The organism is Patulibacter defluvii (assembly GCF_034096925.1).
In the GTDB taxonomy this organism is placed as follows: domain Bacteria; phylum Actinomycetota; class Thermoleophilia; order Solirubrobacterales; family Solirubrobacteraceae; genus Patulibacter; species Patulibacter defluvii.
Window position 1 is genome coordinate 249,539 of record NZ_JAWZSQ010000001.1, and the last position, 19,463, is coordinate 269,001.

The 19,463-nt window shown below is 76.5% G+C and carries 16 protein-coding genes; 13 read left to right on the forward strand and 3 right to left on the reverse strand.

The genetic code is table 11. The annotated features are described in order from the left end of the window. Positions 1 to 74: 74 nt before the first annotated feature. Genes SH587_RS01005 through SH587_RS01015 form a run of 3 tightly spaced genes read left to right on the forward strand, consistent with a single transcriptional unit; the run spans position 75 to position 2,964 of the window. Positions 75 to 845, forward strand: a complete 771-nt coding sequence (locus tag SH587_RS01005) for an adenine nucleotide alpha hydrolase family protein (RefSeq protein ID WP_320668677.1) — start codon at positions 75 to 77, stop codon at positions 843 to 845. Beyond that, a complete protein-coding gene (locus SH587_RS01010; RefSeq protein ID WP_320668678.1) occupies positions 842 to 1,816 on the forward strand; it encodes an electron transfer flavoprotein subunit alpha/FixB family protein in 975 nt (324 codons plus the stop codon). Before SH587_RS01005 ends, SH587_RS01010 begins: the two co-directional genes overlap by 4 nt. Continuing rightward, positions 1,813 to 2,964, forward strand: a complete 1,152-nt coding sequence (locus SH587_RS01015) for an NAD(P)/FAD-dependent oxidoreductase (RefSeq protein WP_320668679.1) — start codon at positions 1,813 to 1,815, stop codon at positions 2,962 to 2,964. Before SH587_RS01010 ends, SH587_RS01015 begins: the two co-directional genes overlap by 4 nt. Before the next feature lie 23 nt (positions 2,965 to 2,987). Here SH587_RS01015 and SH587_RS01020 read toward each other — a convergent pair whose 3' ends face one another. After that, entirely contained in the window at positions 2,988 to 4,316 is a 1,329-nt protein-coding gene (locus tag SH587_RS01020; protein WP_320668680.1) for a helix-turn-helix domain-containing protein, read from the reverse strand. A gap of 171 nt (positions 4,317 to 4,487) precedes the next feature. On the opposite strand from SH587_RS01020, the gene SH587_RS01025 reads away from it, so the two are divergent. From SH587_RS01025 to SH587_RS01070, 10 genes are all read left to right on the forward strand, one after another. Beyond that, entirely contained in the window at positions 4,488 to 5,453 is a 966-nt protein-coding gene (locus SH587_RS01025) for an ABC transporter permease (protein ID WP_320668681.1), read from the forward strand. Next, positions 5,450 to 6,310 carry an ABC transporter permease gene (locus SH587_RS01030; RefSeq protein WP_320668682.1) on the forward strand — a complete coding sequence of 287 codons (861 nt, stop codon included), beginning with the start codon at positions 5,450 to 5,452 and terminating at the stop codon, positions 6,308 to 6,310. The genes SH587_RS01025 and SH587_RS01030 overlap by 4 nt, the downstream gene beginning before the upstream one ends. Beyond that, entirely contained in the window at positions 6,307 to 8,175 is a 1,869-nt protein-coding gene (locus SH587_RS01035; RefSeq protein WP_320668683.1) for a dipeptide ABC transporter ATP-binding protein, read from the forward strand. Before SH587_RS01030 ends, SH587_RS01035 begins: the two co-directional genes overlap by 4 nt. Beyond that, on the forward strand, positions 8,172 to 10,112 hold the full coding sequence (locus SH587_RS01040) for a S9 family peptidase (protein WP_320668684.1): 1,941 nt from the start codon (positions 8,172 to 8,174) through the stop codon (positions 10,110 to 10,112). The genes SH587_RS01035 and SH587_RS01040 overlap by 4 nt, the downstream gene beginning before the upstream one ends. A gap of 71 nt (positions 10,113 to 10,183) precedes the next feature. Continuing rightward, the gene (locus SH587_RS01045; RefSeq protein WP_320668685.1) at positions 10,184 to 12,067 is read left to right on the forward strand and encodes an alpha/beta fold hydrolase; all 1,884 of its coding nucleotides are present in this window, start codon (positions 10,184 to 10,186) and stop codon (positions 12,065 to 12,067) included. Positions 12,068 to 12,069: 2 nt separating this feature from the next. Then, positions 12,070 to 13,857 (forward strand): CocE/NonD family hydrolase, encoded by a 1,788-nt coding sequence (locus tag SH587_RS01050; RefSeq protein WP_320668686.1) that lies wholly within the window; start codon positions 12,070 to 12,072, stop codon positions 13,855 to 13,857. After that, positions 13,854 to 15,365, forward strand: coding sequence for an AMP-binding protein (locus SH587_RS01055; RefSeq protein WP_320668687.1), 1,512 nt, complete (start codon positions 13,854 to 13,856; stop codon positions 15,363 to 15,365). The genes SH587_RS01050 and SH587_RS01055 overlap by 4 nt, the downstream gene beginning before the upstream one ends. Next, on the forward strand, positions 15,362 to 16,135 hold the full coding sequence (locus SH587_RS01060; protein WP_320668688.1) for an enoyl-CoA hydratase/isomerase family protein: 774 nt from the start codon (positions 15,362 to 15,364) through the stop codon (positions 16,133 to 16,135). Before SH587_RS01055 ends, SH587_RS01060 begins: the two co-directional genes overlap by 4 nt. Next, positions 16,132 to 17,790: an ABC transporter substrate-binding protein gene (locus tag SH587_RS01065; RefSeq protein WP_320668689.1), complete on the forward strand. Its 1,659-nt coding sequence runs from the start codon at positions 16,132 to 16,134 to the stop codon at positions 17,788 to 17,790. Before SH587_RS01060 ends, SH587_RS01065 begins: the two co-directional genes overlap by 4 nt. 42 nt (positions 17,791 to 17,832) lie before the next feature. Continuing rightward, positions 17,833 to 18,309 (forward strand): peptidase inhibitor family I36 protein, encoded by a 477-nt coding sequence (locus SH587_RS01070; protein WP_320668690.1) that lies wholly within the window; start codon positions 17,833 to 17,835, stop codon positions 18,307 to 18,309. A 15-nt stretch (positions 18,310 to 18,324) separates the two neighbouring features. Here the strand turns inward: SH587_RS01070 and SH587_RS01075 are convergent, their stop codons facing one another. After that, positions 18,325 to 18,864, reverse strand: a complete 540-nt coding sequence (locus tag SH587_RS01075) for a matrixin family metalloprotease (RefSeq protein WP_320668691.1) — start codon at positions 18,862 to 18,864, stop codon at positions 18,325 to 18,327. Continuing rightward, complete coding sequence (locus SH587_RS01080) at positions 18,861 to 19,445, reverse strand: hypothetical protein (RefSeq protein WP_320668692.1); 585 nt, start codon at positions 19,443 to 19,445, stop codon at positions 18,861 to 18,863. Before SH587_RS01080 ends, SH587_RS01075 begins: the two co-directional genes overlap by 4 nt. Positions 19,446 to 19,463: the final 18 nt, after the last annotated feature.

The following is a 19,463-nucleotide window of genomic DNA, read 5'->3' on the forward strand; positions in this document are numbered from 1 at the left end:
TGACGAATCCGCGGGCGCGATCGTCGGCCGGCCGTAGGACGATCGGGCGCCGGCCGCGACCTACGGTGTCGAACGTGCCGCGGATCCTGCTCCCGATCACGTCGGCGCCGCTCGCCGTGCCGCTCGTGCGGACCACGGAGGACGGTGCCCTCGCGCCGCTCGGCGACCGCCGTCTCGACCCGGTCGACGAGCGCACGCTGGCCTGGGCGGCCGACCGTCGCGCGGCCGGCGAGGCCGACCACGTCGCCGCCGTCACGGTCGGCGGTGCCGACGCCGACGGCGCGCTTCGCGAGGCGGCGGCGCGCGGGGCGACGACGCTGACCCGGGTCGCGCCGCCGGCCGCTGCCCCCGATCTCGTCGCGGTCGCGCGGCTGCTGGCCGCCGTCGCCGCCGCGCGGGACGACCTGGCCGTGCTGGCCCTCGGCGACGAGAGCAGCGTCGGCTCGTCCGGCGCCCTGCCCGGCGCGGCCGCCGCGGCGCTCGGCTGGCCGTTGGTCGCCCGCGCGCGCGAGGCCCGGCTCGACGGCGGCCGGATCGTCGCCGAGCGGGCCGCGGCCGACGGCACGATCGAGCGGCTGGAGGCGCCGCTGCCGGTCGTGCTCTCGCTGGCCGACGACGGACGCCCGCTGCGGGCACCGCGGCTGTCGGCGGTGATCGCCGCCCGGACCGCGCCGATCGAGGTCGTCCCGGGCGACCCCGACGCGGCCGCCGGGTCGTGGCCGGCCGCGCCGCTGAAGGTCGTCCCCGGCCCGGTCCGCGAGCGCGCCCGCCGCCGGGTCGCCGCCGAGGCCGCCGCCGACGAGCTGCTGGCGCTGGTCGGCGCCCTCGCCGGAGCCGCGGCATGAGCGGGCCCCTGGTCGCGATCGCCGCCGACGGCGCGGCGGCGGCCGGCGAGGTCCTGCCGGCGCTGGCCGCCGACTGGTCGCCGGCGGCGCTGACCGCGATCCTCGCCCACGACGACGGTGACCACCGTGGCCTCGGCGTCGGGCGCGTGCTGCTCGCCGACGGCCTCGACCTGGACGGACCGGTCGGCGCCGCCGGCGAGGCCCTGCTGGAGCTGACCCGCGACGCGCGCGTGGTCCTGCTGGCCGACCGCCCCGCCCACCGCGACCTGGCCGGCTGGCTGGCGGTGCGGCTTGGCGGCCAGCTGGCGTGGGCGGTCGAGCGGATCGTGCCCGAGGCCGACGGCGTCGGCCTGCGGCGGGTGGTCAACGGCGGCGCCGACCGTCTGCTCGACCGTCGCCCGGACGGCCACGGACCGCTGATCGCCCTCGTCCGCGCGGGGGCCGCGGCCGACGCCGCCGAACCGGAGGCGGTCGTCCCGGCGGCGGTCGTCGAGCGGCGCACCGTGCGCTCCGGACTCGCGCCGGCGGCCACGGCGCCGACCCGCACCCGCCACGCCCCGGCGTCCGCTCCGATGGGCCCGCCGCCGCTGCGCGGCCGGCGGGTGGTCGTGGCCGTCGGCCGCGGGATCGGCGGTCCCGAGAACGTCGACCGCTTCCGGCGGCTGGCGGCGGCGCTCGACGCCGGCCTCGGCGCCACCCGCGCGGTGGTCGACGCGGGCTGGCTGCCGTTCGAGCACCAGATCGGCCAGACCGGCGCGACCGTCGCCCCCGACCTCTACCTGGCGTTCGGGGTCTCGGGCGCGGTCCAGCACCTGGTCGGGATGCGCGACAGCCGCACGGTCGTGGCCGTCAACCACGACCCGGACGCCGACCTCTGCCGGGTCGCCGACGTCGTCGTCGCGGCGGACGCCAACGCGGTCGCCGACGCCCTGCTGCAGCACCTGGAACCCGAAGGGAAGCCCCGAGCATGAGCAACTACGAGGTCGGCATCATCGGTGCCGGCATCCACGGCGCGAGCGTCGCGCACCACCTGGGACGGGCCGGGGTGACCACCGCCCTCTTCGAGCGCGAGACGCCGGCCGCCGGACCCACCGGCCGCTCGAGCGCGGTCTGCCGCGCCGGCTACACGAACCCCTTCCTGGCCCGGATGGCGCGCGAGAGCATCGAGCTGCTGGGCCGCTTCGGCGAGGCGATCGACGGGGCCGACGCCGGCTTCGTCCGCACCGGGATGCTCTACGTCCACCGGGCCGAGGACGCCGGTCCCGGTCTCGACGAGCTGCTGGCGAACCTGGAGGCGCTGGGCGTCGCGGTCGCCGAGTCGCGGCCCGAGGACCACCCCGAGCTGCGGGTCGAACCCGGCGAGCGGCTGGTCTGGGAGCCGGGCGCCGGCCACGCCGATCCGGTCGGCGCCACCCGCGGGCTGGTCGACGACGCGCGCCGCCACGGCGTCGCCGTCCACGCCCACACCGCGATCGCCGAGCTGACGCCGCGGGCGGCCGGCGGGGCCCGGCTGCGGACCGCGGAGGGCGACGTCCACGAGGTCGAGCGGCTGCTGATCGCCGCCGGTCCCTGGACCGGCCCGTTGCTGCGCTCGATCGGGGTCGACCTGCCGCTGATCGTCGAGCGCCACGTGGTCGCGACCTTCGGCTGGGGCGACGCTCCGCGCGTGCCCTACGTGCTCGGCGACGTCCGCGGCGGCTACTACCTGAAGCCCGAGGGCCAGGAGCAGTTCGGCCTCGGCAGCCTGCTGGCCGAGCCGCAGGCCGATCCCGACGACTACGTCGAGACGGTCGCCGGCGACGAGTCGCTGGCCCTGGTCGAGCCGGCGATCCGGCGCGTTCCCGGGCTGGCCGACGCCGAGCCGGCCGGCGGCTGGGGCAGCCTCTACGACGTCAGCCCCGACTGGCAGCCGGTGATCGGCCCGGTCGCCGACGGCATCCACGTCAGCGCCGGCACCAGCGGCCACGGCTTCAAGCTCGCGCCGGCGCTCGGCCGCCGGATCGCCGATCTGCTGGTCGGCGCCGATCCCGATCCCGGGCTGGCCCAGTTCTCGCCCGAGCGGTTCGCCACCGGCAGCACCCTGGCCGCCGGCTTCGGCGCGGCACGGATCCTCGGCTGACCCCGCTGGACGCCGCCCGCCGGTCAGCCGGTCGCGGCGGCGTCCGACCACTCGTGGCCCTGGAGCCGGGCGATCTTCAACCCCAGGTGCAGCTCCAGCCGCTGCTCGCCGTCGGCCAGGTCGAGCCCGCCGATCTCCTCGATCCGGCGCAGGCGGTGGTAGAGCGTGGTCCGGTGGACGAAGAGGTCGGCCGCCGTCGCCGCCGCGTCGCCCGCGCGGTCCAGGTAGCGCTCCAGGGTGTGGACGAGGAAGTGGGTCTGGGGCCGCGCCAGCAGCGTCCGCAGGCCGGGGTGGAGGGCCAGCTGGTCGAGGTCGCCGAGCGGCAGCTCGGCCAGCATCCGGTAGATCCCGAGGTCGTCCCAGGCGACGACGTCGCCGAAGCGGGCCCGGATCAGGCTCGCCACCCGCGCCGCCCGCTGGGCCTGGTCGTAGGAGCGGCGGGCGTCGGCCAGGCCCTCGACCCGGCTGCCGATCGCGACCCGCACCGGCAGCTCGGCCGGATCGACCGTCCGCGTCACCTCCTCGCGGACCTGGGCCGCCAGGCCGGAGATCCCGTTCCGCCGCACGCTGGTCTCGTTGGCCGAGACGACGAGCAGCACGTGCCCGGGCCGCACCAGGTGCAGCGCGCGCTTCGGGGTCAGGTGACGGCGGACGCGGTGGATCGCGGTGTCGAGCGCCGCCCCGCGGGCGCTGCCGCCAGCGGCTCCCGGTGCGGCCGCGGTCTCGGCGACGAGGACCACGATCGGGCCGTCCCGCTCGACCACCTCGTCCTCGACCAGCTGCTGGACGGCCTGGCGGCGGACGCCCTCGTCCTCGGCGAGGATGTCGCGCAGCAGCTCGCGCTCGCGGCTGCGGTCGAGGTCGCGCAGCAGCAGCCCGCGGTAGAGGACGACGCCGGCGTCGTCGGCCATCGCCTCCAGCCGCCGCAGCTCGCCGTCGGTCGCGTCCTGGTCGCGGTCGATCAGCCACAGGTAGCCGAGCAGGTGGCCGCCGCCGCGGATCGGCGCGCAGATCCGGGCGTCCATCCCCAGCTCCGGGTTGGGCGGCACGCGGACGGCGCCGGCGGCCTGGTGGATCCCGCGGGCCTCGACCCAGGCGATCACGTCGGCCGGCAACGGGCGCTTGAGGATCGAGTCGAGCCGGATCCGGTCGACGTCGTCGCCGTGCGGCGTGTGGACGATCAGCCGCAGGTGGCGGTCGTCGATCGCGACCGGCCGCCGCAGCTCCTCCGCGACGGTGTCGGCGATCTCCTGCAGCCGGGTCCCCAGCGAGCCGCCGTCGCGCTCGAGGGCCAGCCGCGCGTCGGGCGCGAGCGGCTCGTCGCGCTCGCGCATCTGGTCCTGGACCGCCATGGCCCGAGTCTAGGCCCGACCGCCACCGTCACGTGCGACGGAAGTCGGATGCCGGGCGGCGGAGATTCGACCATCGACGGACGTCGACCCGGGCGGACCGCGGATAGGTTGCCGGCTGCCCGCCGACGTCGGCGGGCGGGAGAGGAGCGCGGCGATGTCAGGAACGACCCGATGAGCGGCAGACGGCTGGCGGCCTTCGTGGCCCGGCGGCTGCTGGCGCTGGTGCTGCTGCTGGTGCTGCTGTCGTTCGCCGTCTACGCGCTGATGGACCTGGCTCCGGGCAGCCCCGAGCAGGTGCTGCTCGGCACCCGGCCCGCGAAGCCGGAGCTGGTCGCCTCGCTGCGCCACCAGTTCCACCTCGACCTGCCGTTCCTGGAGCGCTACGGCCGCTGGCTGGTCGACGCGGTCCAGCTCGACCTCGGCACCTCGGTCCGCAGCGGCCGCACGGTGACGGCGATGATCGGCGACCGGATCGGCGTGACGGCGTTCCTGGCCGGCTACGGCTTCGTGGTCGCGGTCGGCGTCGGCGTCCCGCTCGGGATCGTGGCCGCGGTCCGCCGCCGGACGACGGCCGACCGCGCGATCGTCGGCCTGACGGTGGTCGGGGTCAGCGCCCCGGCGTTCGTCACCGGCGTCGTGCTGCTCTACCTGTTCGCGGTCACGCTCGGCTGGTTCCCGAGCTACGGCCCCGGGTCGGGCGTCGCCGATCGCTTCTGGCACCTGACGCTGCCGGCGCTGGCGCTGGCCCTGACCGGCCTGGCGCTGATCACGAAGATCACCCGGACCGCGATGGCCGAGGCGCTGGAGCAGGACTACGTCGGCTTCGCGCTGGCCCGCGGGGTGCCGCTGCGCGAGGTGGTCGTGCGCCACGCGCTGCGCAACGCCCTGATCCCGATCCTGACCGCCGCCGGCGCGGTGCTTACGGTGCTGCTGACGGGGACGATCCTGGTCGAGTCGACCTTCGCCCTGCCCGGCCTGGGGAGCCTGCTGGTCGACGCGGTGACCGGCAAGGACGTGCCGCTGCTGCAGGGCGTGGTGCTGTTGCTGGCGGTGGTGATCGTGGTGGTCAACCTGGCCATCGACGTCCTCTACACCCGGGTCGATCCGCGGATCGCCTACGGCCGGAGCGCGGCATGAGCAGCGGTCCGATCGCGGTCCCGGCCGCGCCCCGCCGCGCCCGCCGGCGCCCGCCGTTCCCGGTGCTGCTGGCGATCGTCGTGCTGGCCGTGGTGCTCGTCTGCGCGCTGCTCGGCGCGGCGGTCGCGCCCCACGACCCGGCCGCCCAGGACCTGCTGGCCGGCGTCCAGGGGCCGGGCGGCGACCACCTGCTGGGGACCGACGACTCCGGCCGCGACGTGCTCTCGCGGGTGATCGCCGGCGCCCGCGGCGCGGTCCTCGGGCCGGCGGCGATCGTGCTCGGCGCGGCCCTGCTCGGAGCGCTGCTGGGGCTGGTCGCCGGTTACCGCGGCGGCTGGCGCGACGCCGTGATCATGCGGCTGTCCGACGCCGTCTACGCGTTGCCGTCGCTGGTCGTGGTGCTGGTGGTGGTCGGGGTGGTCGGCGGCGGCCAGCTGGCGGCGGTGGCGATCCTGATCCTCTTCGTCGGTCCCTTCGACGCGCGGCTGGTCCGCGGCGTCACGCTCGAGCAGCGCGGCCGGCCGTACGTCGACGCCGCCCGCACGCTCGGGCTCTCGTCGTGGCGGATCATGCTCCGCCACGTCTGGCCGAACGTGATGCCGATCGTCGTCGCCAACGCGTTCCTCAACTTCGCCTACGCGCTAGTCGCGCTGTCGGCGCTCTCGTTCCTGGGGATCGGCGTCGACCCCGGCACCGCCGATTGGGGCCGGATGCTGAGCGAGAACCTGTCGCTGATCGAGGACAACCCGGCGGCGGCGCTGGCCCCCGGGATCGCGCTGGTGCTGCTGGCGGTGGCGATGAACCTGCTCGGCGACTGGCTCTACGAGCAGCTGTCCGACCGGGGGAGGGCCCGATGAGCGAGCCGCTGCTGCGGATCCGCGACCTGACGATCACCAGCCGGCTGGGCGGCGCGCCGCGCACGATCGCGCGCGGGGTCGACCTGGAGGTCGCCGCCGGCCAGGCGCTGGCGATCGTCGGCGAGTCCGGCTCCGGCAAGTCGATCAGCGCCCGCGCCGTGGTCGGGCTGCTGCCGCGCGGGGTCGACGCCACCGGCGAGGTCCGCTACCGCGGCCGCGACCTGCTGACGCTCGGCCCGCGCGAGCTGACCGCCGTCCGCGGGAGCGAGGTGGCGCTGCTCTTCCAGGACCCGTTCACGATGCTCGACCCGCTGATGCGCTGCGGCGCGCAGATCACCGAGACCCTGCGCGACGACCGCGGCCGGCGGCCGAGCCGGGCCGCGCGCCGCGACGAGGCGGTGCGGCGGCTGGCCGAGGTCGGGATCGACGATCCGGCCGTCGCCGACGCCTACCCGTTCCAGCTCTCGGGCGGGATGCGCCAGCGGGTCGGGATCGCGGCGGCGCTGGCCGGCGACCCGCGGCTGCTGATCGCCGACGAGCCCTCGACGGCGCTCGACGCGACCACCCAGCGCGAGATCCTGGCCCGGATCGCCGAGCTGCAGCGCTCACGCGGGATGGCGCTGATCCTGATCACCCACGACCTGCGCGTGGCGTTCTCGGTCTGCGACCGGATCGCGGTGCTCTACGCGGGATCGGTGCTGGAGGAGGGGCCGGCGGCGGCGATCGAGGCGGCGCCGATGCACCCCTACACGCTCGGGCTGCTGCGGACCGAGCCGCCGGTCGACCGGCGGCTGGCGGCGCTGCCGGTGATCGCCGGCGGCGTGCCGGAGCCGGACGACGTCCGCGACGCCTGCGCCTTCGCCGCCCGCTGCGCCTGGGCGACCGAACGCTGCCGCACGAGCCGGCCGGCGACGGTCGCGCTCGACGGCCGGCGGTCGGCCTGCGCGCGGATCGACGAGATCGAAGCCGAGCTGCGGGCCACGCCACGGCGCGAGCCGGGGGTGGCCGTGGCCCCGCCGGCGCCGGCGCCGGCAGTGCCGCTGGTGCGGGTCGAGGGCCTCGGCAAGCGCTTCGGCGACGGGGCCGGCGGGGGCCGCCGGGTCGCCGCGCTCGACGACGTCGCGCTCCACGTCGCGGCCAACGAGGTCGTCGGCCTGGTCGGCGAGTCGGGCTCGGGGAAGACGACCCTCGGCCGGCTGCTGCTGGGCCTGGAGCGGCCGACGGCCGGCCGGATCGTGATCGACGGGATCGACGTCACCGATCCCGCGGGGCTCGCCGGCGAGCAGCGCCGGCAGGTCCGGCGGGCGGTCCAGATGGTCTTCCAGGACCCGTACTCGACCCTCAACCCGGCCCGCACCGTCGGCGCGACCCTGCGCGAGGCGGTGACGGTCCACCAGCCGCGCGGCGGCGATCCGCGGGCCCGCGTCGCCGCGCTGCTGGAGCAGGTCGGGCTGCCGGCGGCCTACGCCGAGCGCAAGCCGGTGGCGCTCTCCGGCGGCGAGCGGCAGCGGGTGGCGATCGCCCGCGCGCTGGCCGCCGATCCGCGGCTGATCGTCTGCGACGAGGCGGTCTCGGCGCTCGACGTCTCGGTCCAGGCGCAGATCCTCAACCTGCTGGCCGAGCTGCGACGCGACCGCGGGCTGAGCTACCTGTTCGTCACCCACGACCTCGCCGTCGTCCGCCAGATCGCCGACCGGGTCTACGTGCTCCGCCGCGGGCGGCTGGTCGAGGAGGGGCCGTGCGCCGACGTCCTCGACCGTCCGCGGGACCCCTACACGCAGCGGCTGATCGCGTCGATCCCGAGCGGCGAGCGCAGCTGGCTGGCCGCCGAGCCGGCGCCGGCCGACGCGGTCGCGACCCGATGACGCGGCCGCCGCTGCGGTTCGCCGACCTGCTCGAGAGCCACGAGGTCGGGGCGGTCGCGCCCGACGCCGCCGGTCGCCGCGCGGCCTACGTGGTGCGGGCGGCGGTCGCGCCCGACCATGGGCCGGCGGGCAGCGAGCTGGCGATCGTCGCCCTCGCCGGCGGTCCGCCGCTGGTGGTGGCCACCGCCGCCGAGGGCGTCCACGACCTGCCGCTCTGGGCCCCCGACGGCGAGCGGCTGGCCTTCGCCGCCGACCGCGACGGCGGCGGGCTGCCGCGGCCCTGCGTGCGCGAGCCTGACGGCCGGATCCGCGCGCTGGCGGCCCCGGAGGGCGCGGTCGAGGCGCTGCGCTGGTCGGCCGACGGCCGGCGGCTGCTGGCGCTGATCGCCGAGCCGGGATCGGACCGGGCGGGCGCCCGCGGCGGGACCGCGATCGGCGCCGGCGCCGCGGCGGCGGCGATCGTCCGGCGGCCGCGGCAGGCCTGGCGGCGGCTGGCGCTGCTCGACGTCGACGGCGCGGCCTGGACCGCCGTCGGCCCCGCGGCGCTCAACGTCTGGGAGTTCGACTGGCGCGGTACGGGCCCGGTCGCGGCGGTCGTCAGCGAGCGTCCCGACGAGGGCGCCTGGTACGACGCGGTGCTGGCGACGATCGACCCCGAGCCCGGCGGCGGCGCGCGGATCGTGCACCGGCCGCGGCGCCAGATCCAGTCGCCGGCGATCCGCGCCGACGGCACGATCGCGCTGGTCGAGGGCCTGGCCAGCGACCGCACCGAGGTTCAGGGCGAGGTCGTCGTGCTCGGCCCCGAGGACGGCCCGACGCGGCGGTTCCCGGTCGAGGCGATGACGCTCTCGTGGCTGGCCGACGGGCGACTCTTCCTGGTCGCCCAGGACGGGCTCGGCTGCGCCTGCGGGGCGCTCGATCCGGCGACCGGCGCGGTCGACCGCTGGTGGCGCGGCGACGCGCTGGTCGGGCTGGCCAACGGCGCCTGGGCGGCGGTCAGCGACGACGGCGGGACGGTGGTCGCCGGCTTCCAGGCGCCCGACGTCGCACCCGCGCCGGCGCGGCTCGACGGCCGCGGCGCCGGTGCCGCCTGGCGTCCGATCGCCGACCCCAACGCGGACCTGCGGGACCACCGCACGCCGCCGGTCGAGCGGGTCCGCTGGACGGCCGAGGACGGACTCGCGATCGAGGGCCTGCTGGTGCGGCCGGTCGACCACGACGGTGCCCCGGGGCCGCTGGTGGTCGCGGTCCACGGTGGGCCGACCAACGCCTGGACCGCCGCCTTCAGCCCGGCCCGGATGCAGCTGGGGATCGCGCTGCTCGACGCCGGCTTCTCGCTGCTGCTGCCGAACGTGCGCGGCAGCTCCGGTCGCGGTCAGCCGTTCGCCACCGCCAACGTCGGCGACATGGGCGGCGCCGACCTCGGCGACCTGCTGGCCGGGATCGACGCGCTCGCCGACCGCGGCGCGATCGACCCGCGGCGGGTCGGGATCACCGGCGTCTCCTACGGCGGCTTCATGGCCGCCTGGGCGCCGACCCAGTGCGACGCGTTCGCCGCCGCGGTGCCGATCGCCGCCGTCGCCGACTGGCTGAGCTTCCACCACACGACCAACATCCCGCGCTTCGACGAGCTGCTGCTCGACAGCGACCCGCGGACCGGGCACGCCGAGTACCGGCGCCGGTCGCCGGTCGCCCACGCCGACCGCTGCCGAACCCCGACGCTGCTGCTGCACGGCGCCGACGACCGCTGCGTGCCACCGTCGCAGGCCCAGCAGCAGTACCAGGCGCTGGTCGAGGTGGGTTGCGAGGCCGAGCTGGTGCTCTACCCCGGCGCCGGCCACGGCTGGACCGGCCGCGCCCAGGTGGTCGACGCCGCCGAGCGCGCGACGGCCTGGTTCCGGCGCCATCTCGGCCCGCGCGACGGGGGCGACGCGTGACGGACGGCGACCCCCCGCACTTCCGCCGCCTGTCGCACCCCGCGGCGGCGGCGCGCTCGAAGAATGCCGGCATGACGAACCGCTGGATCCGCGCCGTGCGCCTCGCCGTGCTCGCCGCGCTGCTCACCGCCCTCGGTCCCGCGGCCGCCCGCGCCGACAGCGGCCCGGCACCCTGCCAGGGACTCGGCGTGGCCGCCACCTGCGGGACGGTGACGGTGCCGGTCGACCGCGGCGACCCGCAGCGCGGCACGATCGACGTCGCCTACGCGCTGGTCCCCCGCCGCGACACCACGACCCCGTCGGCCGGCACCGTCGCCTACAACCCCGGCGGTCCCGGCGCGGGCGCGATCGCCCAGGCGGCCGAGCTGTCGACGGGCCTCTTCGCGCCGCTGCTCGACCACCGCGAGCTGCTGCTGGTCGACCCCCGCGGCACCGGCCGCTCGGAGCCGCTCGCCTGCCCGTCGCTGGCGCCCGAGCACGCCTGGCAGGTCGGGCAGGCGGCGGCCACCGGCGAGTGCGGCAGCCATCTCGGCGACCGGGTCGGGGCCTACGGCAGCGCCGCCGTCGCCGACGACCTCGACGCGGTGCGGGCGGCGCTCGGCCTCGGCCCGCTCGACCTCTGGGGCGACTCCTACGGCAGCTACCTGATGCCGGTCTACGCGGCCCGCCACCCGAGCCAGGTCCGCTCGATCGTCCTCAGCGGCGCCTACCCGCTCGACTTCGACCCCTGGGGCCGGCCGCAGATCGCCGCCGCCCGCCGCGCGGTGCGGCTGGTCTGCACCCGGGCCCAGGCCTGCGACGGCAACGCGGTGCTGCGCGACGTCGCCCGGCTCGCCCGCCGCCTGCGTCGCCACCCGCTGCCGCTGACGGTGCGGTTCGGCGACCTGCGGCTGGCCGACCGCGTCGACGAGGAGGCGCTCGGCCGGATCCTCTACGCGCCGCTCTCGGCCGACGTCTTCGGGCAGCTGCCGAGCGCGGTCGCCGGCGCCCTCGCCGGCGACCCGGCGCGGATCAAGCAGCTCGCGGCCAACACCCGGCTGACGGTCGCGGCGCTCTCGGGCCAGGATCCCGAGACGGTCTCCGTCTTCAGCTCGGCGGCCAACGCGGCGGTCCAGTGCCACGACTACCCGCGGGTCTTCTCGCTCGCCGACCCGCCGGCCGTCCGCCAGCAGGCGTTCGACCAGGCGCTCGCCGCCCTCGACCCGGCCGCCTTCCGGCCGCTGAGCCCGGCCGGCTGGATCCACGCCGGCTTCGAGGGCTCCGACTCCTGCATCGCCTGGCCGAACGACCCGACCGCCGGCCGCCCGCTGCCGCCCGGCACCGCGATGCCCGACGTCCCGGTGCTGGCGCTGGCCGGCGACCTCGACACGAACACGCCGAGCGCGATGGGTCGCGAGGCGGCGGCGCAGTTCCCCCACGGCCGCTTCGCCGAGGTCGCCAACGCCGGCCACACCGCCTCCGACAGCGAGTGCGGCGCCGAGCTGGGCCTGCGCTTCGTGGTCACGCTGCAGGCCGACGTCCAGGCCTGCCGCGACGCCGGCGAGCCGCTCGACGTGGCCGGTCGCGACCCGCGGCTCGCCGCCGACCTCCAGCCGGTGGCGGGCACCGCGCCCGAGCCGCAGCGGCGCGCCGTCGCCGCCGTGGTCGCGACCTACGGCGACGTCGTCGCCCAGCTGCCGACGCTGTCGCTCGCCGGCCAGGCCCCGGCCCTCCGCGCCGGCGGCTACCAGGCGACCAGCGAGACGGCGTTCGCGATCCGCGGCGCGCGGGTGGTGCGCGACGTCCGCGCCGCCGGCGCCGTCCGGATCGCCGGCGGCCGGCTGGTCGGGCACGTGCGCCTGAGCGGCGACGGGGTCGCGACCGGCAGCCTGCGCGTGGTCTACCGCGGCGGCGGTCGCGGCACCGCCTCGGGCACCCTCGACGGCCAGCCGGTCAGCTTCTCGTTCGGGTCGTGACGATGGCCGCCGACCCGATCTGCACCGCCCTCCACGTCACCGCCCGCGACGGCGTCCGGATCGCCGTCGACGTCTGGCGGCCGGCCGAGCTGGCGGCCGGCGCGCGGATCGGCACCGTCCTCCGCGCCACCCGCTACCACCGGGCCAACGAGGGCGACGGGGTGACCGACGAGGCCCGGCGCTGGACCGGCTGGGGCTACGCGCTGGTGCTGGTCGACGCCCGCGGCAGCGGCGCGTCGTTCGGGTCGCGGACGGCCGAGTGGTCGCCGGCCGAGCTGGACGACTACGGCGACGTGCTCGACTGGATCGCCGCCCAGCCGTGGTCGAACGGGCGGGTCGGCGCCTACGGCCACTCCTACGACGCGAACGCGGCGGAGCTGCTGGCCACGCTCGGCCATCCGAGCCTGCGGGCGGTCGCGCCGCTGTTCGGCGACTACGACGCCTACGAGGACCTGATCCGCCCGGGCGGGCTCGAGAACCGCACGATGCTCGAGAGCTGGATGCACATGACCCGGGCGCTCGACGGGATCGCCGGGGCGCGGGAGGAGCTGGACCGGCTGCCGCACGCGACCGCGCTCGACGTGGTCGACGTGAAGCCGGTCGACGGTCCCGACGGGCCGGCGCTGCGGGCGGCGGCGATCGCCGAGCACCAGGCCAACGTCGACCTGCGCGCGGCGTCGACCGCGATGCCGTTCAAGGACGACCGGATCGGCGAGTGGGGATGGGAGGAGCGGTCGCCGTTCCGCCACCGGCGGGCGGCCGAGGCCGCGGGCGTGCCGATGCTGGTCGCCGCGGGCTGGTTCGACGCCGGCACCGCCAACGGCGCGCTGGCGCGCTTCCTCAGCCTGGACGTGCCGATCGACGTCTACATCGGCGCCTGGAACCACGGCGCCAACTTCACCTGCGACCCGTTCGCCGCCCCCGACCAGCGCGGGGCCTTCGAGGAGCCGCAGCTGCTGGAGCGCGTCCGCGAGCTCTTCGATCGCCACGTCCAGCGCGACGAGCCGCCGCGGCCCGGCCGCCGGCTGCACTACGTCGCGCTCGGCGATCCCCGCTGGCGCAGCAGCGAGCAGTGGCCGCTGCCGGGTACCGCGAGCGACCGCTGGTACCTGCGCGCGGCCGGCGGCCTGACGCCCGAGCCGCCCGACGACGACGGTCCCGACGCGGTCGACGCCCACCGTCCCGATCCGCGCGCCTCGGCCGGGTCGGAGAGCCGCTGGGGCACCCAGGTGACGGGCGGCGGCAACGTCGTCTATCCCGACCGGGCGCGAGAGGACCGACGGCTGTCGACCTGCACCTCGGCCCCGCTCGACCGCGACCTGCACGTGGCCGGCGTGGCGACGCTCGACCTGACGCTGTCCGCCTCGCGCAGCGACGCGTCGCTGATCGCCTACCTGGAGGACGTCGCCCCCGACGGCCGGGTGACCTACCTGACCGAGGGCCACCTGCGGCTGCTCTGCCGAGCCGTCGCCGACGAGCAGGTCCCGCACCGCCGGCTGCGGACGCCGCGGACCTTCGCCCGGGCCGACAGCCGGCCGATGGTGCCCGGCCGGGTCGAGCGGGTGCGGCTGGACCTGATCGCGGTGGTCGCCACCGTCCGCGCCGGCCACCGGCTGCGGATCGCGATCGCCGGGGCCGACGCCAGCCACGTCGCCCAGCTGCCCCCCGACGGCGACGTCCTGCTGACCATCCACCGCGGCGCGGCGCAGCCGTCGTGGCTGGAGCTGCCGACCGTGCCCGAGCTTCCCGGACCGGCGACGATGGTGCCGACCGCGGGCGGTGCCCGATGACCGCCGCGACGCTCGGGGCGCTGCTGCGGGCGCGCGCCCGCGAGCGGCCGGACGCGCCGCTGCTGCGGTTCGCCGGCCAGCAGCGCAGCTACGCCCAGGTCGACGCGGACAGCGAGCGGCTGGCGCGGCGGCTGCGGGAGCGCGGCGTCGCGACCGGCGAGCGGGTGGCGCTGATGCTGCCCAACGGGCTGGCGTTCCCGACCGCCTGGCTGGCGCTGGCCAAGCTCGGCGCGGTCGCCGTCCCGGTCAACGTCGGTGCCCGCGGCAGCGACCTGGAGCACGTGCTGCGCGACTCCGGCGCGCGGCTGGCGATCGTCGACCCGCCGCTGGCCGAGCGGATCCCGGCGGTCGCACCGGCGCTGGAGGTCGCGCCGTGGCCGGTGCTGGAGGCAGAGCTGGCCGCGGTCCCGGCCGACCCGCTGCCGCCGCTCGCCGACCCCGACCCGCTGCTGAACCTGCAGTACACGTCGGGGACGACCGGCCTGCCGAAGGCCTGCATGCTGACCCACGGCTACTGGCTCGGCCTGGCCGAGCGCTGCGGCGAGCTGCTGGGCCTGCGCGAGGACGACGTCTGCCTGGCCGCCCAGCCGTTCAGCTACATGGACCCGCAGTGGATGACCGCGGCGATGATCGCCTGCGGCGGCGCGCTCGAGATCCTGCCGCGCTTCTCCGCCTCGACCTTCTGGCGCTCGGCGGCCGACAGCCGCGCGACGGTCACCTACCTGGTCGGCACGATGCCGCTGCTGCTGCTCCGCCAGCCCGAGGATCCGGTCGAGCGGCGCCATCGGCTGCGGCTGGTGCTCTGCTCCGGGATCGTCCCCGACCTCCACGCCGAGTTCGAGCGCCGCTGGGCGGTGCCGTGGCGCGAGGCCTACGGGATGACCGAGACCGGGCTCGACCTGGCCGTCGACCGCGACGACGCGGCCAGCGTCGGCAGCGGCTCGATCGGTCGCCCGGTGCCGGGCAAGCAGGCGCGGATCGTCGACGGCGACGACCGGCCGGCGCCCGACGGCACGGTCGGCGAGCTGGTCGTCCGCGGCGGCACCACGATGCGCGGCTACTGGAACCGTCCCGAGGACACCGCCCGCACGATCCGCGACGGCTGGCTGCACACCGGCGACCTGGCGGTCCGGCGGGCCGACGGGCGGTTCTGGATCGTCGGCCGGCTGAAGGACATGATCCGCCGCGGCGGCGAGAACGTCGCCGCGGCCGAGGTCGAGGCGGTGCTCGCCACCCATCCCGACGTGGCCACCGCGGCGGTGATCGGCGTGCCCGACCCGCTCCGCGGCGAGGAGGTCAAGGCGGTCGTCCAGCGGTGCCGGGGCGCGACCGCGACCGCCGCCGAGCTGCGGTCGTTCGCGGCCGAGCGGCTGGCACCGTTCAAGGTCCCGCGCTTCTGGTCGCTGGTCGACGAGCTGCCACGGACGCCGTCCGAGCGGGTGGCCAAGCACCAGCTGCCGCGGACCGCCGCGGACGCCTGGGACGCGCGACCGGAGCTGGCCCGATGAGCCCGTCGGTCACCTGCGGCTGGCGTCCGGGACCGGTCGCCGAGCTGACCCTCCGTCGCCCTGACCGCCACAACGCGGTCGACGAGCGGCTGGTCGAGGATCTGCACGCCGCGCTCGACGAGGCTGCCGCCGGCGGAGCGGCGGCGCTGGTGCTGGTCGGCGAGGGGCGCTCGTTCTGCTCCGGCCACGACGTCGGCGCGCCGGCGATGGATCCCGCCGCCACCCGCCACCACGTCGAGCGGCTGCAGGACGTCTCGCGGGTGCTGCGGGCCGGCGTCCCGAGCGTCGCGGCCGTCCGCGGCTACGCGCTCGGCGCGGGCTTCGAGCTGGCGCTCTCGTGCGACCTGGTGGTGGCGGCCGAGGACGCCCGCTTCGGCCTGCCCGAGGTGCCGATGGGCCTGGCGATCGGCGGCGGCGCGTCGGCGCTGCTGGTGCGGGCGCTGGGCGCGGTCCGGGCCCGCGAGCTGGTGCTGCTCGGCGGCCGGATCGAGGCGCGACGGGCGCTCGAGCTGGGGCTGGTCAACGAGGTCCGCCCGGCGGACGAGGTCGCGGCCCGGGCGCTGGAGCTGGCCACGCGGCTGGCCGGCCAGCCCGCGACCGCGCTGGCGACGGCCAAGCGCCTGCTGGGCGCGGTCGACGCCGAGGAACTGGAGGCGGCCTACGTCCGCGAGACCGAGGCGATGCTCGCCTCGGCCGGATCGGACGAGGCGCAGGCGGCGGCGCACGCGTACGCCGCCGCAAGGCGATCAGGCGAGGAGAGCAGCCGATGACCATCGGACCGGACGGGACCACGCGCCGCGAGGCGCTGCGACGGGTGGGGGCGGGCGGCGCGCTGCTGACGCTGCCGGGCCTGCTGGCCGCCTGCGGGAGCGACGGCGGCAGCGGCGGGCGCCGCCGGACCGACGGCGTCGCCGGGCCGGCGAGCGAGCGCGAGATCGACAGCCTCACCTGGTCGGTGCCGGAGCGGCCGGAGACCCTCGACATGGCGACCGGCTACAACACCAACGGCATGATGGTCGCCGCCCTCGGCCTGGAGGGGCTGGTGGGGCTCGACGACCGCCTCCGCCCGATCCCGCTGCTGGCCGAGTCGTGGCGGCAGGAGGGGCCGCGGCGGACCGTCTACCGGATCCGTCGCGGCGTGAAATTCTGGGACGGCACGCCGCTGACGGCCGAGGACGTCGCCTTCTCGCTCGGCCGCCACATCGATCCCGACGTCGGCTCCCAGCTGGGCACCTTCTACGGCAACGTGGCGGCGATCGAGGCGACCGGGCCGCTCGAGGTGACGATCCGGATGAAGCAGCCGGACGCGCTCTTCCCGCACGCGCTGGTCGAGAGCTTCGTGGTGCCGAAGCGGCTGGCCCAGCGGCTCGGGCGCAAGCTCGGCCAGGCCGGTCCGACGGTCAACGTGATCGGGACGGGGGCGTACCGGATCACCCGCTTCGACGACGTCCAGGCGACGGTCGAGCGCAACGAGGGCTACTGGGGGCAGCGGCCGCTGGTGCGGCGGGCGACGCTGAAGTTCGTCACCGACCCGCAGGCAAACCTGCTGGCGATGCGGGCGAAGGAGGTCGACGGGACGTTCGAGTACCCGCTGCCCCGCGCCCGCAACTGGGACCGGCTGCCGGCGGTCCGGACGGCCTACTCGCCGGGGATGGCGGTGGCGTTCCTCTCGTTCGACCTCAGCCGGCCGCCGTTCGACGACCTGCACGTGCGGCGCGCGATCGCCCACGCCACCGACCGGGCCGGGATCGTGCGGGCCTTCCTCGGCGGCCACGGCCGGCCGGCGACGGCGATCCCCGCGCCGGAGAGCTGGGCCGACCTGGCCTCGCCCGAGGAGGTGCGCAAGATCTACGCCCGGATCCCCCAGTACGGCTTCGATCTGGATGCGGCGCGGCGCGAGCTGGCCCAGTCGGCTCACCCCCGCGGCTTCGCGGCCGAGGTCAGCTTCCCCAGCAACTCGCCCGAGCAGGGACGGGCGCTGGTCAGCCTGGGGGAGTCGCTGAAGCAGATCGGGATCCGGCTGCGGGTCCGCGAGCAGTCGCAGACGGCCTGGCTGGCGGCGCTCTACGCCCACGAGAACCTGGGCCTGCAGTTCCTCTCCCTGACCCCGGACTACGTCGATCCGGCCAACTTCCTGATCGGCGTCTACCCCAGCGCCAACGCGACCGAGAACAACTTCAACATCGCCAACTTCAAGGACCCGCGGGTCGATCGCCTGGTCGCCGAGCAGGCCGCGGCCAGCGACGACGGGGTGCGGGTGCGCGCGATCGCCGAGATCCTGCGCGTGTCGGGCGAGCAGCTGCCCTACTTCCCGGTCTGGTGGGAGGACACCCCGGTCGCGCTCCAGGAGCGGTTCGTCTACCGCGGCTTCAACAGCGTCTACTACGCCCAGAACTGGTTGGGGCGGATCGCCTTGCGGAGCTGACGAGCGGGCGACCGTAGACACGGACATGCGCGACCTGCGAGCGTGCGCGCATGTCCACCCGCACCACCATCTCCGCAGCCCTCGCCGGCGTCGTCGCCGCCGCCGGACTCGCCGTCGGCGCCGCGCCCGCCTCGGCCGCGCTCGGCCGCGCTCGGCGAGTGTCCCTCGGGGAAGCTCTGCCTCTGGTTCAACAGCAACTACGCCGGGGCGCGCTCCGACCTCCAGATCACCGACGGCAGCCTCGCCAACGAGCTGTTCAACGACGGCCCGGCCGGACGCAACGGCTGGCTGGTCCAGGTCGAGGACAACGCCGCCTCGGTCGCCAACCGGACCGGCGGCTACGTCGAGCTGTACGGGCGCCGCAACTGCCAGCTCGGCGACGGCTTCGGTGATCTGCAGGCGGGCGAGGAGGACAACCTCGCCGACCTCGGGCTCAAGAACAAGGTCTCGTCGGTGAGGATCTGGGTCCGCTCCCAGAACCGCGACGCCTGCGCCAACGTCAACTCGGGCGGGTACTGAGCCGGGACGTCGCGCCTAGTGACCCGAGCCGTTCCAGGCCGCGCGGAGCTGGTCGCGGTGCGACGTGGCGATCGATGCGCTCGCGCCCACATCGACGGGGGTCACCATGCAGTCGGAGGCGTTCGAGCTGTGGGCCATGCCGATGAAGTGGCCCAGCTCGTGGCAGGCGAGCACCCTGCGTTGGTTCGAACTGTATGCGTAGGAGGTGTTGAGCTGGAGGTGGCCGTGGCCCGCGTGGTATCCGGCGTTGTAGGCGTACCCGCCCCACCCGGTGGCGCCGTAGCTGGTGTCGACCGCGTGGACGATCGAGGCGTCGTGGCCGGTGGTCGGGAACCGCAACGACCCGTCCATCTTGGAATGCCATGCCAGCTGCGCCCAGCGGACCTCGTCCCAGAAGGTCGTGCTCGTCCCGTTGATGAAGTTGATGTCGCGGCCATGGCGGTTGTGCGAGAGGTTGCCTCCGTCGTACAGGACGTGCCCCGACGCCGGCGCCGTGAGTCCTGCGCTTGTGGCGGCTATCGCCGCGAGCGTCACGAGGAGGCGGTGGCCTCTCATCGCATCGCCTCTCTGATCGTCGCCGCGACCGCCTCGATCGACTGACCGTCGAGGACCGCGGCCGTCGGGGAGTCGGTCAGCGACGATGCCCGGCCGTCGCGGATCTCGATCCGTCCCTCGGGGCCGAAGGGGATCAGCAGGCCGTCCTCGGCCCGGCGGGTCGCCAGCAGCATGTAGACCTGGCCGGGCTCGTACGGGGGATCGTCCGTGATCCAGACCGTGTCGTTGCCGGTCTTGAAGAGGCGGATCCGCCCGACCGCGTCGCCCTTCCACTGCTCCTCGACCCGCAGCGTCACGACCTGGGTCGGGAGCGGCGCGGCGTCGGCAGCGCTCGGCGTCGGCAGCGGCTCGCCGGTCTCCACCCGCACCACGGTCGCGGCCCCGGCGAAGTCGGCCCCGCGGACCAACTCGGCGAACGACGCCGGACCGATCCACGAGGCGTGGGAGCGGGCCCCGTGGCGCTGGGCCGGCGTGCCGCCCTTCGCCCACGGGCGGGCCGAGCCGGCCGTGAGCACGAGGCCCACCGCGACGGCCGTCACGAGGGTCACCGTGGCGAGGCTCGTGAGGACGGTCCGGTTCATCGCTCGCCGCACCCTAGG